The organism is Erwinia sp. MMLR14_017 (genome assembly GCF_033657285.1).
In the GTDB taxonomy this organism is placed as follows: domain Bacteria; phylum Pseudomonadota; class Gammaproteobacteria; order Enterobacterales; family Enterobacteriaceae; genus Erwinia.
This window is the reverse complement of sequence record NZ_JAWVWP010000013.1, coordinates 97888-114577: the sequence shown is the minus strand read 5'-3', so window position 1 is coordinate 114577 and position 16690 is coordinate 97888. Positions and strand designations below refer to the sequence as shown.

The window sequence follows — 16690 nt, the reverse complement described above, 5'->3', positions numbered from 1 at the left end:
CGTACAAGTCACACTTTTTATGCAAATTAAGTAACAGGCTGCCGTTTCATCTGTTAAACAGTAGGAAGTGGGCGGGAAAGGCATCCGTAGTGGCACTTTTAGAGTGAGGATCGTCCCCGGTCGCTCAGGGGCGTGAGGAGAAAGAGGTTGGAGCAGAATCAAGAGACAACCGGCGCGACCATGAAGGACGTGGCTGAGAAAGCAGGCGTATCAACGGCGACCGTTTCGCGCGCGCTGATGAACCCGGAAAAGGTCTCTGCAGCAACGCGTAAAAAAGTTGAACAGGCAGTGATAGCCGTTGGCTACTCCCCTCATGCCATGGCGCGCAGCGCCAAACGCAGCGAGTCCCGCACCATCCTGGTTATTGTGCCGGATATCTGCGATCCCTTTTTCAGCGAGATGATCAGAGGTATTGAGGTCGTGGCCGCCGATCGGGGCTATCTGGTGCTGATTGGGGATTGCGCGCATCAGAATAAGCAGGAAAAGTCCTTTCTTAACCTGGTGATGACCCGCCAGATTGATGGCATGGTGCTGCTGGGGTCTCAGGTCCCTTTCGACACGGGCATTGAAGAGCAACGCAACCTTCCTCCTATGGTGATGGCCAACGAGTTTGCGCCAGAGCTGGAACTGCCCACCGTACATATTGATAACCTCACCGCAGCATTTGAAGCAGTGAATCACCTGCTGAAACTGGGTCACAGCCGCATTGCCTGCATCGCCGGGCCGCAGGATATGCCGCTGTGCCACTATCGACTACAGGGTTATATCCAGTCATTAAGGCGTAACGGGCTTGCCGTCGAACCGCAGTATATCGTGCGTGGAGACTTCACCTTTGATGCCGGTTCACGGGCCATGAAGCAGCTGATGGCGCTGCCGCAGCCCCCTGATGCGCTGTTCTGTCACAGTGATATTATGGCGCTGGGTGCGATGGCGCAGGCCAAGATTATGGGGCTGCGCGTGCCTCAGGATCTCTCATTAATTGGTTTTGATGATATAGAACTCTCCCGCTACAGCGACCCACAGTTAACTACAGTCGCTCAGCCTCGCTTTAATATCGGCCGGGAAGCGATGCTGCTTTTACTGGAGCAACTGGAAGGGAAACCGGTAAACAGTGGTTCACGCCTGCTCGATTTTGAACTGAAAATTCGCGGAAGCACCGCTCCATCGCTGCGTTTCAGGGAATGAAAAACAAAATATTCCTCTTTGCGCGCCCGCAAAAACAAGATTCAGCAGATTCTTAGCGGTATCCCCGCTGGTCAAACTTCCGGCCCTTGAGTAACATGGCGAGCTGACAGCCGGGCGCGCCAGCTCTGAATAGTTGTCCGGCCTCACTTTTCATTGATTATTAGCGGAACGATAGTGGCACAAAAAGATTACGTAGGCCGCGGGCGTTCGACAGGGACGCGTCGCAAAAAGACCAACAGTCGCAGTAAAAAGCGCAGTGGCGGTTCAGGGGTTCCAAAAGTCATGGTAGTGCTTGCCGTTGCCGTTCTGGTGACGTTTGTCGGCGGCCTGTGGTTTATTGCCCATCATAAAAAAGAAGAGACGCCGGTTATCCCCGATCATAAAGCCGTAGGAAATGGCCTGCCGCCGAAGCCGGAAGAGCGCTGGCGCTACATTAAAGAGCTGGAAAACCGTCAACTTACCGTTCCCACGCCTGTTGAACCTTCTGCCGGCGGTGAAGTGCATTCCCAGACGCAGCTGACCGATGAACAGCGACAATTGCTGGAACAGATGCAGTCTGATATGCGTCAGCAGCCCACGCAGCTGAATGAAGTGCCGTGGAACGAGCAGACGCCAGCCCAGCGCCAGCAGACGTTACAGCGCCAGCAGCAGCAGAGTCAGTTGCAGCAGCAGTCGCGTATGCAGCAAGCGCCGCAAACAACCCGCCCTGCGCCGGTAACGCCAGCGCCCGTCACCCGCGCGCCGGTAAAACAGGTACCGCAGCCCACAACGCAGACGGCTCAGCAGCCTAAAGCAGAGAGCAAGCCGAAAGAGAAAGAGGCGGAGAAATCCCAGCGCTGGATGGTGCAGTGCGGCTCCTTCAAAGGAACCGATCAGGCCGAATCCATCCGCGCCCAGCTCGCCTTTGAAGGATTTGAAAGCCGCATCACTACCGGCGGTGGCTGGAATCGCGTGGTTATCGGCCCGTATAACAGCCGCTCCTCCGCAGACAGCACGCTGAAACGCCTGCGTGGCTCTGGCCACTCAAATTGTATTCCTCTCGCTACCGGGGGTTGAAACCCCTTAAAGCTGCCCCATATCTGAATGCATCAATGCCCCGCAGGTGGACTGCGGGGATATCTACTGACTGCAACAAGGGGTCTGCCCGTGACAACAATTGTAAGTGTACGACGCAACGGCCAGGTAGTAATTGGCGGTGATGGCCAGGCTACCCTCGGCAACACCGTAATGAAAGGCAACGTCAAAAAAGTGCGTCGTCTCTATAATGACAAAGTCATTGCCGGTTTTGCTGGCGGGACTGCAGATGCCTTTACGCTGTTTGAACTTTTCGAACGCAAGCTGGAAATGCATCAGGGTCATCTGGTGAAAGCCGCCGTGGAGCTGGCGAAAGACTGGCGTACCGACCGTATGCTGCGCAAGCTGGAAGCGCTGCTGGCGGTAGCGGATGAAAACGCCTCTCTGATTATTACCGGGAATGGCGACGTCATTCAGCCGGAAAACGATTTAATTGCCATTGGTTCCGGTGGTCCTTACGCACAGGCAGCCGCCCGGGCGCTGTTGGAAAACACCGAGATCGGCGCGCGCGACATCGTTGAAAAAGCGCTGGGTATAGCAGGCGACATCTGCATCTATACCAACCACAATCTCACCATCGAAGAATTACCTTCTAAAGCGTAAGGATCCCAATTATGTCCGAAATGACTCCGCGCGAGATCGTCAGCGAGCTGAACCGTTTTATTATTGGCCAGGATAATGCCAAGCGTGCGGTGGCTATCGCCCTGCGCAACCGCTGGCGCCGCATGCAACTTGATGAAGAGCTGCGTCACGAAGTGACCCCGAAAAATATTCTGATGATCGGCCCAACCGGCGTAGGTAAAACCGAAATTGCCCGTCGCCTGGCCAAGCTGGCCAACGCGCCGTTCATTAAAGTAGAAGCGACCAAGTTCACGGAAGTGGGCTACGTGGGGAAAGAGGTGGATTCCATCATCCGCGATCTCACCGACTCTGCGCTGAAAATGGTCCGTTCACAGGCGATTGAAAAAAATCGCTATCGTGCCGAAGAGATGGCAGAAGAGCGCATTCTGGACGTACTGATCCCGCCAGCCAAGAACAACTGGGGCCAGCCAGAAGAAGCTGCTGAGCCTTCTGCAGCGCGTCAGTCTTTCCGCAAAAAATTGCGTGAAGGCCAGCTGGACGATAAAGAGATTGAGATCGATCTGGCCTCTTCACCGATGGGCGTAGAGATTATGTCTCCGCCGGGTATGGAAGAGATGACCAGCCAGCTGCAGTCAATGTTCCAGAACCTGGGCAATCAGAAGCAGAAGCCGCGTAAGCTGAAGATCAAAGACGCGATGAAGCTTTTGATTGAAGAAGAAGCGGCCAAGCTGGTTAATCCGGAAGAGCTGAAACAGGAAGCTATCGACGCGGTTGAACAGCACGGTATCGTCTTTATTGATGAGATCGACAAAGTCTGTAAGCGCGGTGAGAGTTCCGGCCCGGACGTATCGCGCGAAGGCGTTCAGCGTGACCTGCTGCCGCTGGTTGAAGGCTGTACCGTCTCCACCAAGCATGGCATGGTGAAAACCGATCACATTCTGTTTATCGCCTCAGGTGCGTTCCAGGTTGCCAGCCCCTCAGACCTGATCCCGGAGCTGCAGGGACGCCTGCCAATTCGCGTTGAGCTTCAGGCGCTGACCACGCACGATTTCGAGCGCATCCTGACCGAACCAAGCGCTTCCGTTACCGTGCAGTACAAAGCGTTAATGAAAACCGAAGGCGTAGACATCAGCTTTACCGAGGAGGGCATCAGCAAAATTGCCGCCGCCGCCTGGCAGGTGAATGAGACCGCTGAAAATATCGGCGCCCGCCGTCTGCACACGGTGCTGGAGCGGCTGATGGAGGATATCTCCTATGATGCCAGCGATCTGAACGGCCAGTCCTTCACCATTGATGCGGAATATGTTGGTAAGCATCTGGATGAGCTGGTTGCAGATGAAGATCTGAGCCGCTTTATTCTGTAAGGCGCGTTTAAGCACAGCAAGAAGGAGGCTCCGGCCTCCTTTTTTTACGTCTGAATGTTATCCGCCCTGGCCACTATCCTTGACGTGGAATAACTCTCCGGCCTGAAACGGACGCTACTATAGCGTCACGATGTGTATCCCCTTCAGCAAAGGCCTCTGCCGTTATGACGGACAATCTGCATTCCATTACTGCCCTCTCCCCTTCCCGCGCCTGGCTTGAGAGCCTTCGCCTGCGTACGCTACCGCTGGCCTGTGCCTCGGTGATCACCGGCTCTTCGCTCGCCTGGTGGCAGGGACATTTCAATCCCGGCACCGCAGTGATGGCTTTGCTGACCACCGCGCTGCTGCAAATTCTCTCTAACCTGGCAAACGATTATGGCGATGCGATCAAAGGCAGCGACACGCCTGATCGACTTGGCCCGTTACGGGGTATGCAGAAAGGTGCCATCACTCAGCAGCAGATGCGCATCGCCCTGATCTTTACCGTGGCCCTCACAATAGTATCGGGCGTGATGCTGATCCTCCGGGCCTGCCGGTCGGTTAACGATATAGCGGGGTTTATCGGACTGGGCGCGGTAGCGATTGTTGCCGCCATCGCCTATACGGTGGGCAAAAAACCTTATGGCTATCTCGGCCTGGGAGATGCTTCCGTGCTGATCTTCTTTGGCTGGCTGGGCGTCACAGGAAGTTATTATCTTCAGGCGCACAACCTGCCGGTGATGCTGTTTTTGCCCGCTACCGCCTGCGGGCTGATGGCTGTAGCCGTGCTCAACGTGAATAATATGCGCGATATTGACAGCGATCGGCAAAACGGGAAATACACGCTGGCCGTGCGTTTAGGCGCGATCAATGCCAGACGTTACCATTCACTTCTGCTGGCGGGCGCTGTGTTGTGTTGTGCCCTGTTTGCCGTGATGAGTTCGCTCAATTCTGGTGGCTGGCTGTTTCTGCTGGCAACACCGCTGCTGATCGGCCATCGTCGCTATATCATGCAGCAAACGTCGGCCGCCGCCATGCGTCCGATGCTGGAGAAAACGGTTAAATCAGCCCTGCTGCTTAACCTGCTTTTTTCGCTTGGCCTGCTGCTCAATTAAGTGCGATGTGTTTGACTCATCGCAACTTTTAACAATTGATGATTTTGCCAACAGCGGCGAGAAAGCGATATACTCAAAGTTCCTGTGGCAAACAGACGAAACCCCTTATGAAATATGATACTTCTGAACTCTGCGACATCTACCATGAAGATGTAAATGTCGTTGAACCGCTCTTTTCAAACTTCGGTGGCCGTACCTCGTTTGGCGGGCAAATCATCACGGTAAAATGTTTCGAGGACAACGGGCTGTTGTACGATCTGCTGGAGGAGAACGGTCGCGGTCGCGTGCTGCTGGTGGATGGCGGCGGGTCGGTTCGTCGTGCCCTGATCGATGCGGCGCTGGCCAGACTGGCGATGCAGAACGAGTGGGAAGGCATTGTGGTGTACGGTTCCGTGCGTCAGGTTGACGATCTGGAGGAGCTGGATATTGGTATTCAGGCCATTGCCGCTATTCCGGTTGGCGCTGCGGGCGAAGGTATTGGCGAAAGCGATATCCGCGTAAACTTTGGCGGCGTCACCTTTTTCTCCGGCGACCATCTCTATGCCGATAACACCGGCATCATCCTTTCTGAAGATCCACTCGATATCGAATAAAAAAATGGGTGCCGCTGGCACCCGTTTCTTATCTGAAAGTTAAACTTCTTCCATTTTTCCCAGCAGCGCACGCAGACGCTCCTGCCAGACAAGCTGCTCTTCTTTCAGGTGCTGGTTTTCACGCACCAGAGAATCACTATTTCCCGCAGCCTGTTGCACCTGCTGATTCAGATTGTTGTTCTGCTCTTTCAGCTCTTCAATTTCCATCTGCAACAGCGTGATGGTATCAATAGCCTGCTGTACTTTTGCTTCCAGTTTCTCAAACACTTCAAATGACATTATAAATAACCTCTTCTAATCGCAACCCGTTGATATTGCCAGCCGCAGATCATGAAGGGGTAAACCGGCATTCCACGGATAACAACGATTATCCGATTGTAAATAGAGCAGCCCGCCAAGTCCAGCGGCGAACCCACCCAGGGTGCAGTCTGTAACAATTTTCAGCATAGACCTGGTATCCGCAACATTAGCCGCTTAAAAAGTAAGGTTATGGTTAATAATTTTCGACAAAAACCCGCTTAAACGAAAATGAAATGGTGTTTTAGGAAAGCCAAAAGACGCGAAAACGCTCATTTTTATGACACAGCACACAACTTTTGATTTCGCTATTTCTCGTTTATGCTCGTTAACGATAAATTTACATCAGCCCTACATTAGATTTGGGCGGCTCACGGAATGAGAAAAAAAGCGCAGTACAACATTTAACCTCGCCTTCAGGAAATGTCATCATGAGTCAGACAGCAACAAGCACGCTCAAAGGGCAGTGCATCGCCGAATTCCTCGGTGTCGCCACCATTATTTTCTTTGGTGCCGGCTGTGTCGCCGCCATGAAACTGGCCGGCGCAAGTTTTGGACAGTGGGAAATCAGTATTATCTGGGGGATTGCCGTTGCGATGGCAATTTATCTCAGCGCCGCCATCTCTGGTGCGCATCTTAACCCGGCCGTCACCCTTGCACTCTGCCTGTTTGCCAACTTCGATGGCCGTAAGGTTGTGCCCTATATCCTTGCGCAAATAGCCGGGGCATTCTGTTCTGCCGCGTTGGTTTACGGTCTCTACTACAATTTGTTCCTGGATTATGAACAGTCGCATCAGATGATCCGTGGCACGGTAGAGAGCCTCGATCTGGCGGGAATTTTCTCGACCTATCCTAATCCCCATATCAGCGTTGGCCAGGCCTTCATAGTTGAAGCAGTGATCACCGCCGTGATGATGGGCCTGATTATGGCGCTGACCGATGACGGTAACGGCCTGCCTCGCGGCCCGATGGCGCCTCTGCTGATTGGCCTGCTGATTGCGGTTATCGGCGGTGCTATGGGCCCGCTGACCGGTTTTGCTCTTAACCCGGCTCGTGATTTCGGACCAAAGCTCTTTGCCTGGCTGGCAGGCTGGGGTAACGTCGCCTTTACCGGTGGCCGTGATATCCCTTATTTCCTCGTGCCGATCTTTGGCCCGATTGTTGGCGCCAGCCTGGGTGCATTTGGTTACCGCATTTTGATAGCCCGTAATCTGCCTGGTGCCACCGCCGTAAAGAAAGATGAGAAGACGATAGCGCGTGCTGAGCAGCGCAAAGCGTAAGTGTTAACCCTTTTCACCATCAGGAATGAATTATGACCACAGAAAAAAAATACATTGTCGCGCTCGACCAGGGCACTACCAGCTCTCGTGCGGTAATCCTGGATCATGACTCCAATATCGTGGCGGTCTCCCAGCGCGAATTTCAGCAAATCTATCCTAAGGCTGGCTGGGTTGAGCATGACCCGATGGATATCTGGGCCTCGCAAAGCTCCACGCTGGTAGAAGTGCTGGCGCATGCCGATATTCGCTCTGATGAGATTGCCGCTATCGGCATCACCAATCAGCGTGAAACGGCGATTGTCTGGGACAAAGAGACCGGCAAGCCGATTTATAACGCTATCGTCTGGCAGGATCCGCGCACCGCTGACTACTGTGCGAAGCTGAAAAGAGAGGGCCTGGAAGAGTATATCCAGCACACCACCGGTCTGGTCATTAACCCCTACTTCTCCGGTACCAAGGTTAAGTGGATTCTGGATCATGTTGAAGGCTCCCGCGAGCGTGCGAAACGCGGTGAACTGCTGTTCGGTACGGTCGACTCCTGGCTGGTATGGAAAATGACGCAGGGACGGGTTCATATCACCGATTACACCAACGCCTCGCGTACCATGATGTTCAATATTCACAAGCTGGAGTGGGATCAGCGCATGCTGGATATCCTTGATATCCCGCGCGAAATGCTGCCAGAAGTGAAATCCTCTTCAGAAGTGTACGGTCAGACTAACATCGGTGGTAAAGGCGGTACGCGTATTCCTATCGCCGGTATTGCCGGTGACCAGCAGGCCGCGCTCTATGGCCAGCTGTGCGTTGAGCCTGGCATGGCGAAGAACACTTACGGCACCGGTTGCTTTATGTTGATGAACACCGGTACCGAAGCGGTTACCTCCACCAACGGCCTGCTGACCACCATCGCCTGTGGTCCACGCGGTGAAGTGAACTATGCGCTTGAAGGTGCTGTGTTCATCGGTGGTGCCTCTATTCAGTGGCTGCGTGATGAGATGAAACTGATCGGTGATGCTACCGACTCCGAGTATTTCGCCAGCAAAGTGAAAGACAGCAACGGCGTCTACATGGTTCCTGCTTTCACCGGTTTGGGCGCACCCTACTGGGACCCCTATGCGCGTGGCGCCATCTTCGGCCTGACGCGTGGCGCAAATGCTAACCACATCATTCGCGCAACGCTGGAGTCTATTGCTTTCCAGACGCGTGACGTGTTGGAAGCGATGCAGATTGATGCCAACACTCGCCTGCAATCCCTGCGCGTGGATGGTGGTGCGGTAGCCAACAACTTCCTGATGCAGTTCCAGTCCGATATCCTGGGCGCGCGCGTTGAGCGTCCGGAAGTCCTGGAAGTGACCGCGCTGGGTTCCGCCTATCTGGCTGGCCTTGCGGTCGGCTTCTGGAACGATCTGGATGAAGTTCGTGCTAAAGCGGTTATTGAGCGTGAATTCCGCCCAAGCATCGAAACCACCGAGCGTAATTATCGCTACGCAGGCTGGAAGAAAGCGGTCTCTCGTGCCAAAGCATGGGAAGATCAGGACGATTCGTAAGTCTGTCAATGCGCCCGCGGTCACCTGACTGCGGGCTTTTCCCCCTCCCCCTTCTCTCCGCTGTGATAAACTTTCCGCCTCACTTCTTCTCCGGGGCCAATCATGAAACGAGAACTTGCCATTGAATTTTCACGCGTAACGGAAGCCGCTGCTCTGGCAGGCTACAAGTGGCTGGGACGCGGTGACAAAAATGCTGCGGACGGCGCCGCCGTCCATGCTATGCGCATTATGCTGAATAACGTGGATATTGACGGGGAGATCGTCATTGGCGAGGGCGAGATTGATGAAGCCCCGATGTTATATATCGGCGAAAAGGTCGGCAGCGGCAGAGGCGATGCCGTGGATATCGCCGTCGATCCGATTGAAGGCACGCGGATGACCGCAATGGGCCAGGCGAACGCGCTGGCTGTGCTGGCCGTAGGCGACAAAGGATCCTTCCTGAACGCGCCCGATATGTACATGGAGAAACTGATCGTCGGGCCTGAGGCTAAAGGCGTTATCGATCTGGCGTTACCCCTGGAAGAGAACCTGAAACGCGTGGCGCAGGCGCTGCAAAAGCCCCTTTCGGAGCTGACCGTTTCCCTGTTGGCAAAACCGCGCCATGACGCAGTAATCGCTGAGTTACAGCAGCTCGGCGTACGGATATTTGCTTTTCCCGATGGCGACGTGGCCGCCTCTATCCTTACCTGCATGCCGGACAGCGAAGTTGACGTGCTCTATGGCATTGGCGGCGCGCCGGAAGGGGTGATCTCGGCAGCGGTGATCCGCGCAATGGATGGCGATATGCAGGGTCGTCTGCTGGCACGCTATGAAGTCAAAGGGGATACGCCGGAGAATCGCTTACTGGGCGAGCAGGAGCTGAAGCGCTGTCAGGAGATGGGGATTGAAGCCGGTAAAATTTTACAGCTCGGCGACATGGCGCGGAACGATAATGTGATCTTTGCCGCCACCGGCATCACCAGCGGTGATTTGCTGAAAGGCATCACGCGTAAAGGCAATATCGCTACCACTGAAACGTTGCTGGTACGCGGTAAATCACGCACTATCCGCCGCATTCAGTCGATTCACTATCTCGACAGAAAAGATAAAAACCTGCATCCGTTTATTCTTTAATCCCGGCCTGGCTTTGCCAGCATTCTACCGGTTAAGTCAGCTTGAAGGGTTCAGGATCTGCGTGCAGCCAGGCAACTTATCAGGGCCGATGCGTTTCGGCCCTGTTTTATGCTGAACATTCCCTGAGTCGCGCCGATTCCGGGAGTTTCGGCCCCAAGGATGCTGAATTTCAGACAGCATGTGGCTCAGGACGGCGCGACAGCGGCAGCCAGCAGAGCAGGATCAGCAGCGCCATCGCAAACATCAGCATCCCCAGGCTGAACTGACCCGTTTGCGGCAGCAGCGCTGAAAGCCATGCGGCTAAGCCTGAACCCAGGTTTTGCAACCCACCCAGCAAAGCGCCCGCCGTGCCGGCCATATAGGGCCAGGGTTCCATCGCACCGGTAGTCGCCAGCGGAAACAACATCCCTGCGCCAAAGAAGAACAGCGCCGCAGGTACCACCAGCGTCCAGATAGTCATCACGCCAAACCAGGCGGGGAGCCACATCAGCGCGCCCGCTAACAGACAACTGTTAACCGACCACCACATCAACTGCTGGAAAGGCCGGTTTTCCCGTCCGGCAAACCAGGCGCCAAAAAAAGCGGCGGGAATGGGCAAAATAAACAGCAGGCTGACGGTAAGGCTGTTCAGCCCCAACACGCCCCCCATCAACACGCCGCAACTAGCCTCAAATACGGCAATGCCACCCAGCGCACCCATCAGCATAATCAGATAGCGGATAAAGGTGCTGTCGGCCAGCAGCGGACGATAGCGGGAAAACAGGGCGCGCTTTTCAGAAGGAGCAGGCCGCGTTTCTGGCAGCCAGCGCAGCATAGCGACGCCCACGCAGCCACAGAGCAGCAGCAGGAAAGCAAAGCAGGCCTGCCAGCCGAACAGATGCGTCAGCAGCGCGCCAACCACAGGGGCAACCAGCGGGCTGACCAGTATGCCCATATTCAGCAGGCTGTTCGCCAGCCGCAATGCGCCGCCGGCATACAGGTCGCGCGGCATCGTTCGTGCCATCACGCCAGCCACACCGGTGCCCAAGCCCTGAATTGCGCTTCCCAGCACCAGTTGATCAAAGGTAGGTGCCAACAGCGCAGTTACCGTGCCCAGACAGAAGATACTAAGCCCCGCCAGAATCACCGGACGGCGGCCAATGTTATCGGAGAGCGGGCCATACAACAGCTGCGATCCGCCATAAGTCATCAGATAGGCTGCCATCACCCGCTGGACGGCCCCCTCGCGGACGTTAAATACCTCAGCAATGGCAGTCATTGCAGGCACATAGATGGTTTGCGCCATCTGTCCCACGGCCACCAGCGCAATCAGCATCATTAACAGATGCCCGTTTTCTAATTTTTTCATTTTTGTTCAGCACAATTACCGGCGCTATCCGCTAAATTCAGGGTTAACACACGGGGAGAGGATCTTATGGCGTGGAAAATATCAGGATTCGATGACAAAGGGAGTGGGAAGCCGAAAAATCCCTGACCGCGTAGTGTCAGTGAAAGCGGGCACACCGTAAATCAATCTGTACGTTATAGTGACAAGGGTCAGTTTGTCGATACGAGCTTTGTGCCGCAGAGAGACTGGAAAAGCTGGCGCCGAGTGGCGAAGATAGCGTCAGGCCCCCACCCCGAGAAAGGAGAAGTTTATGGCCGAATGGGTTAACGCCAGGATCAAAGAGGTGAATGACTGGACAGAGAGCTTGTTCAGTCTCGTCGTCACCGCCCCTATCGACCCGTTTACCGCTGGTCAGTTTGCCAAACTGGCGCTGGAGATTGACGGCGAACGCGTGCAGCGCGCCTATTCTTACGTGAATGCGCCCAGCGACACCAATCTGGAGTTCTATCTGGTTACTGTGCCGGAAGGCAAGCTCAGCCCGCGCCTGCATGCGCTGAAACCCGGTGAAGAGGTAATGATCACCAAAGAGGCCTCCGGGTTCTTTGTGCTGGATGAAATTCCTGAATGCAAAACGTTATGGATGCTGGCTACCGGTACGGCCATTGGTCCTTATCTTTCGATTTTGCAGGAAGGAAAAGGGCTGGAGCGTTTTGAGAATATCGTGCTGGTGCATGCCGCACGTTACGCGCAGGATCTGAGCTATCTGCCGCTGATGCAGCAACTTCAGCAACGCTACAACGGTCAGCTGCGTATCCAGACCGTAGTCAGCCGGGAAGAGAGCGTCGGTTCACTGACCGGCCGCGTGCCGGCTCTGATTGCCAATGGTGAGCTGGAAGCGGCCGTAGGGTTGCCAATGCAGGCTGAGAGCAGCCATATCATGCTGTGTGGAAACCCGCAGATGGTCAGGGATACGCAGCAACTGCTGAAAGAGACCCGCGATATGCGTAAGCACCTCAAGCGCAAGCCAGGCCATATGACCGCCGAGCATTACTGGTAATCTGGCGACTGATCATGGCTGGCAATCCGGCTGACAGAGCCGGGTATTGCTGATTATCCGACAGTTTGCGTCTGACCACAGAGGTTACTGGTAATCCGGCAGCTTGCGTCCAAAATAGTTGACCGGGCTGGCCGCTCGGCCAAAGCGGTTCATGCCCTGGGTACCGCTGAAGGTGCCCAGCTCAAGCGTCATTGTGACCAGAATCAGCGTGGGGACAAAGCGATCAAGCGCCCATTGCCAGTGCTGCGGCAGCATCTCCCAATCCCTTGCCAGCATCATCCACGCGACCAGCAGCAGCAGCGCCCACCAGGCGCTCTTATTACGATCGTGCAGGCGCTTGACCACCACTGCGCTGGTGGGCAGGAGCAGGAAAACCACAAGGAACGCCGCCGTCTGGCGGCTTATCCAGCCGCGATCGGCCAGGGTGTACAGCACGACCATCAGAGCCAGCCACACTGTCAGCCAGACCCAGAAATCGCGCCGTCTCAGGCGGCCTCGCCAGGAAAAACACCACGCTTGTAAGGTCATTTTTTATCCCTCAGAACAGCGTCAGGCTTTGACTTTGTCGGTCATTGTCCGTTCTAATCTTGAGTTGAATTTTAAGGTTAGGGCAGACGGAATGAATAAAGTGATTTTTCTGGGCATCACGGCACTGTTAATGCTGACAACAGCCCAGGCGGAGGATGCCCCCGCTGCGCAGGATCGTACTGAACACCTGCCTGCCGCGCCCTATCTTCAGGCTGGATCGCCTACCTTTGATATGACTATCGGCCAGTTCCGCGAAAAGTATAATGCTATCAATCCCACGTTACAGATTGCTGAATATCGCGCTATCGATAACCGCGGGGATAAAAGTAATTTGACCCGCGCCGCCAGCAAGATCAATGAAAATCTCTACGCTTCTACCGCACTGGAGCAGGGAACCGGGAAGATCAAAACCTTACAGATAACCTGGCTGCCGGTGCCTGGCCCGGATGAGAAAGCGGCACGGGATAAAGCGCTGGCTTACATGGCCGCCATGACGCGCTTTTTTGAGCCTACGCTCAATGTAGAGCAGAGCCTGAAGCGGCTTAACGACGTGCTGAACAAGGGCAAAGGATCGCGTTACTTCACCCAGGATGAAGGCGCTGTGCGCTACATCGTGGCGGACAATGGCGACAAGGGACTGACCTTTGCCATAGAGCCGATTAAATTAGCGATGGCGGCCAACTGACCCCCAGCAAAGATGACGAAAAGCAAAGCCTTTAGGGGTTTTGATCTCTATACTGTCTGGCAGACAATACTGCTCTGGCAGGGTAATTTAACAGCATCGCGCTAAGCGTGGAGGATATAATGCGACATCCGTTAGTCATGGGTAACTGGAAACTGAACGGCAGCAAAAAGATGGTCAACGAACTGATTGCCGGCTTGCGTAACGAGCTGAGCAGCGTTGACGGCTGCGGCGTAGCCATTGCCCCTCCGGCGGTCTATCTGGACCTGGCAAAACATGCCGCTTCCGGTAGCCACATTGCGCTTGGCGCACAGAACGTTGATGTGAATCTGTCCGGCGCATTTACCGGCGAACTCTCTGCCGACATGCTGAAAGATATCGGCGCACAGTACATCATCATCGGCCACTCTGAACGTCGCACTTATCATAAAGAGAGCGACGAGCTGATTGCCAAAAAATTTGCCGTGCTGAAGGCCGCAGGCCTGATCCCTGTGCTCTGCATCGGTGAAACCGAAGCAGAAAACGAAGCAGGCAAAACGGAAGAAGTGTGCGCACGTCAGATTGATGCCGTGCTTAACACCCAGGGCGCCGAGGCTTTCAACGGCGTGGTGGTGGCTTATGAGCCAGTCTGGGCTATCGGTACCGGTAAATCCGCTACCCCTGCGCAGGCTCAGGCAGTACACAAATTTATCCGTGACCATATCGCGAAGAAAGACGCGACCGTGGCTGCGCAGGTTATCATTCAGTACGGCGGTTCTGTTAACGATAAGAACGCAGCAGAACTGTTTGCTCAGCCAGACATCGATGGTGCACTGGTTGGCGGCGCGTCACTGAAAGCTGATGCTTTCGCCGTGATTGTTAAAGCCGCAGCAGCAGCGAAAAAAGCCTGACGAACTACCTCCTGCGCTGGCAACGGCGCAGGAGTTTTCCTTTTTTACTCTTACTTCCCCCCTCCAGCCTTATCAGACTGGCAACTGCGTTTCAGACCTGCGAAATCTCCACCCTGCTTACTTATGCTAAGTCTTTGATTATAAATTAACCTTTCCAAAATCCGCATTTGTTAACGGCTAAATGTCACAGCCGACATCAATGTTACTAATTTCGTTTGATTTTTCATTCTCATTTTTAATCTTTAAACAATTTTTTAAATGACTCGTAACAATGGTATATTTCTGTCGCGCCATAAGATTTCAGTATGTTCGTTTTATGGCGGGTTAACGAAAACTGCCCCTGGAACAACGAGACAGCGGAACGCGCTCCTCAGAAGCCGTGTCTGTTTCCCTGCTTAACTTGTTGAAAAATCAACGCCCGGAGATGTCGCCTCATGCGAAAAACTGCTGCACTCCAGTCTGTCTGCACTGAAAAGATGGGTTTTGCTGAATCGGCCACGGCCGGAGAATACAACGACGTCGATCTGTTACTGATCGGCGGCGGCATTATGAGCGCCACGCTTGGCACCTATTTACAGGAGCTGGAGCCTGAATGGCGTATTGGCATGGTGGAGCGCCTGGAAAGCCCTGCTGAAGAAAGCTCTAACGGCTGGAACAATGCGGGCACGGGTCACTCCGCGCTGGCCGAGATGAACTATACCCCAGAGAAAGAAGACGGTTCGGTTGAGATCAAAAAGGCCGTGGAGATTAATGAAGCCTTTCAAATCTCGCGCCAGTTTTGGGCACATCAGGTTCGCAAAGGGACCCTGACTAACCCGCGCAGCTTTATCAACAGCGTTCCGCACATGAGCTTTGTCTGGGGCGACGAAAATGTCGCCTTCCTGAAGAGACGTTACCAGGCGCTGCAAAAAAGCAGTCTGTTCCGTGGTATGGAATATTCAGAAGACCCGGAGCTGATCAGGCAATGGGTGCCACTGATGATGGAAGGCCGCGAGCAAACCGACCCGGTCGCCGCCACGCGCATCTCAAGCGGAACTGACGTTAATTTCGGCGAAATTACCTGCCAGCTGGTGGCATCGTTGCAGAAAAGCCGTAACTTCAGGCTACAAACCCGTCATGAGGTTCGCGATATCAGGCGCAATGATGATCAGAGCTGGAGCGTGACGGTCGCCGACCTGAATAACAAAGGTCAGCAAAAAACCGTGCGTGCACGCTACGTCTTTATTGGCGCAGGCGGTGCGGGCCTGACGCTGCTGCAAAAATCAGGCATTCCTGAAGTCAAAGATTATGCTGGTTTCCCGGTAGGGGGCGAGTTCCTGGTCTCTGACAATCCCGAGGTGGTAAAACGTCATCTGGCGAAGGTGTATGGTAAAGCCTCCGTAGGTGCCCCGCCGATGTCTGTGCCGCACCTGGATACCCGTATGCTGGACGGCAAGCAGACGCTGCTGTTTGGTCCGTTTGCCACCTTCTCTACCAAATTTCTTAAGCAGGGTTCACTGTGGGATATGTTTGCTTCGCTGACTTCCTCCAACCTGCTGCCGATGATGCAGGTTGGCCTGAATAATTTCAGTCTGGTGAAATATCTGATGGGTCAGGTCATGCTGACCGATGAAGATCGCCTGAAAGCGCTGCAGGACTATTTCCCGGAAGCCAGAAAGGAAGACTGGCGCCGCGTGAAGGCGGGCCAGCGTGTGCAGATCATCAAGAAAGAAGCGGGTAAAGGCGGCGTGCTGAAGCTGGGCACAGAAGTCGTCACCTCGCAGGATGGTACGCTTTCTGCTTTGCTGGGTGCCTCGCCGGGTGCTTCAACCGCCGCACCAATTATGATCGAGCTGATGAGCAAAGTTTTCCATGAACGCTTTTCCTCGTTCGAATGGCAGACAAAGCTGAAAGCGATGATCCCTTCTTATGGTCAGAAGCTGAATGGCAACGTGGCGGCGTCGGAAAAAGAGATGGCGGAAACCAGCCGCACCCTGCAACTGGACTACACGCCTGCATCTGCTGCCAATGACGAAGCCGCAGAAGCTGACGCCGCGGTGGTAGGCAAGTAACCTCGCCTTCCGATCCCAGGGCGGAT

General features: G+C 54.6%; 16 protein-coding genes. 13 read left to right on the top strand and 3 right to left on the bottom strand.

Features of this window, described 5'->3' with window-relative positions; genetic code table 11:
• Window positions 1-147: 147 nt before the first annotated feature.
• From cytR to rraA, 6 genes are all read left to right on the top strand, one after another.
• Complete coding sequence (gene cytR, locus SD961_RS18920) at window positions 148-1185, top strand: DNA-binding transcriptional regulator CytR (RefSeq protein ID WP_318791878.1); 1038 nt, start codon at window positions 148-150, stop codon at window positions 1183-1185.
• A gap of 174 nt (window positions 1186-1359) precedes the next feature.
• Window positions 1360-2241 (top strand): cell division protein FtsN, encoded by an 882-nt coding sequence (gene ftsN / locus SD961_RS18915; RefSeq protein ID WP_318791877.1) that lies wholly within the window; start codon window positions 1360-1362, stop codon window positions 2239-2241.
• Window positions 2242-2331: 90 nt separating this feature from the next.
• Window positions 2332-2862, top strand: a complete 531-nt coding sequence (gene hslV / locus SD961_RS18910; RefSeq protein WP_147200319.1) for an ATP-dependent protease subunit HslV — start codon at window positions 2332-2334, stop codon at window positions 2860-2862.
• Between the two features lie 11 nt (window positions 2863-2873).
• Window positions 2874-4205, top strand: a complete 1332-nt coding sequence (gene hslU, locus SD961_RS18905; RefSeq protein ID WP_318791876.1) for an HslU--HslV peptidase ATPase subunit — start codon at window positions 2874-2876, stop codon at window positions 4203-4205.
• 185 nt (window positions 4206-4390) lie between these two features.
• Window positions 4391-5299, top strand: coding sequence for a 1,4-dihydroxy-2-naphthoate polyprenyltransferase (locus tag SD961_RS18900; protein WP_318791899.1), 909 nt, complete (start codon window positions 4391-4393; stop codon window positions 5297-5299).
• Window positions 5300-5406: 107 nt separating this feature from the next.
• Complete coding sequence (rraA, locus tag SD961_RS18895) at window positions 5407-5892, top strand: ribonuclease E activity regulator RraA (protein ID WP_318791875.1); 486 nt, start codon at window positions 5407-5409, stop codon at window positions 5890-5892.
• 39 nt (window positions 5893-5931) lie between these two features.
• On the opposite strand, the gene zapB is transcribed toward rraA, so the two are convergent.
• Complete coding sequence (zapB, locus tag SD961_RS18890; RefSeq protein ID WP_318791874.1) at window positions 5932-6171, bottom strand: cell division protein ZapB; 240 nt, start codon at window positions 6169-6171, stop codon at window positions 5932-5934.
• Between the two features lie 449 nt (window positions 6172-6620).
• On the opposite strand from zapB, the gene SD961_RS18885 reads away from it, so the two are divergent.
• The 3 genes from SD961_RS18885 to glpX all read left to right on the top strand — a co-directional run bounded on the left by SD961_RS18885 (window position 6621) and on the right by glpX (window position 10129).
• Window positions 6621-7469, top strand: coding sequence for an MIP/aquaporin family protein (locus tag SD961_RS18885; protein WP_318791873.1), 849 nt, complete (start codon window positions 6621-6623; stop codon window positions 7467-7469).
• 32 nt (window positions 7470-7501) lie between these two features.
• On the top strand, window positions 7502-9016 hold the full coding sequence (gene glpK, locus SD961_RS18880) for a glycerol kinase GlpK (RefSeq protein WP_306208981.1): 1515 nt from the start codon (window positions 7502-7504) through the stop codon (window positions 9014-9016).
• 102 nt (window positions 9017-9118) lie between these two features.
• Complete coding sequence (gene glpX, locus SD961_RS18875; protein ID WP_318791872.1) at window positions 9119-10129, top strand: class II fructose-bisphosphatase; 1011 nt, start codon at window positions 9119-9121, stop codon at window positions 10127-10129.
• A 169-nt stretch (window positions 10130-10298) separates the two neighbouring features.
• Here glpX and emrD read toward each other — a convergent pair whose 3' ends face one another.
• Window positions 10299-11477, bottom strand: coding sequence for a multidrug efflux MFS transporter EmrD (gene emrD, locus SD961_RS18870; protein ID WP_318791871.1), 1179 nt, complete (start codon window positions 11475-11477; stop codon window positions 10299-10301).
• Between the two features lie 289 nt (window positions 11478-11766).
• Here emrD and fpr point away from each other — a divergent pair, with 289 nt between their 5' ends.
• The gene (gene fpr / locus SD961_RS18865; RefSeq protein WP_318791870.1) at window positions 11767-12513 is read left to right on the top strand and encodes a ferredoxin--NADP(+) reductase; all 747 of its coding nucleotides are present in this window, start codon (window positions 11767-11769) and stop codon (window positions 12511-12513) included.
• An 84-nt stretch (window positions 12514-12597) separates the two neighbouring features.
• On the opposite strand, the gene SD961_RS18860 is transcribed toward fpr, so the two are convergent.
• On the bottom strand, window positions 12598-13041 hold the full coding sequence (locus SD961_RS18860) for a DUF805 domain-containing protein (protein ID WP_318791869.1): 444 nt from the start codon (window positions 13039-13041) through the stop codon (window positions 12598-12600).
• A gap of 91 nt (window positions 13042-13132) precedes the next feature.
• On the opposite strand from SD961_RS18860, the gene SD961_RS18855 reads away from it, so the two are divergent.
• From SD961_RS18855 to mqo, 3 genes are all read left to right on the top strand, one after another.
• Window positions 13133-13726: a DUF1454 family protein gene (locus tag SD961_RS18855; protein ID WP_318791868.1), complete on the top strand. Its 594-nt coding sequence runs from the start codon at window positions 13133-13135 to the stop codon at window positions 13724-13726.
• Window positions 13727-13845: 119 nt separating this feature from the next.
• A complete protein-coding gene (gene tpiA, locus SD961_RS18850) occupies window positions 13846-14613 on the top strand; it encodes a triose-phosphate isomerase (protein ID WP_318791867.1) in 768 nt (255 codons plus the stop codon).
• Between the two features lie 434 nt (window positions 14614-15047).
• Window positions 15048-16664 (top strand): malate dehydrogenase (quinone), encoded by a 1617-nt coding sequence (gene mqo / locus SD961_RS18845; RefSeq protein WP_318791866.1) that lies wholly within the window; start codon window positions 15048-15050, stop codon window positions 16662-16664.
• Window positions 16665-16690 lie beyond the last annotated feature (26 nt).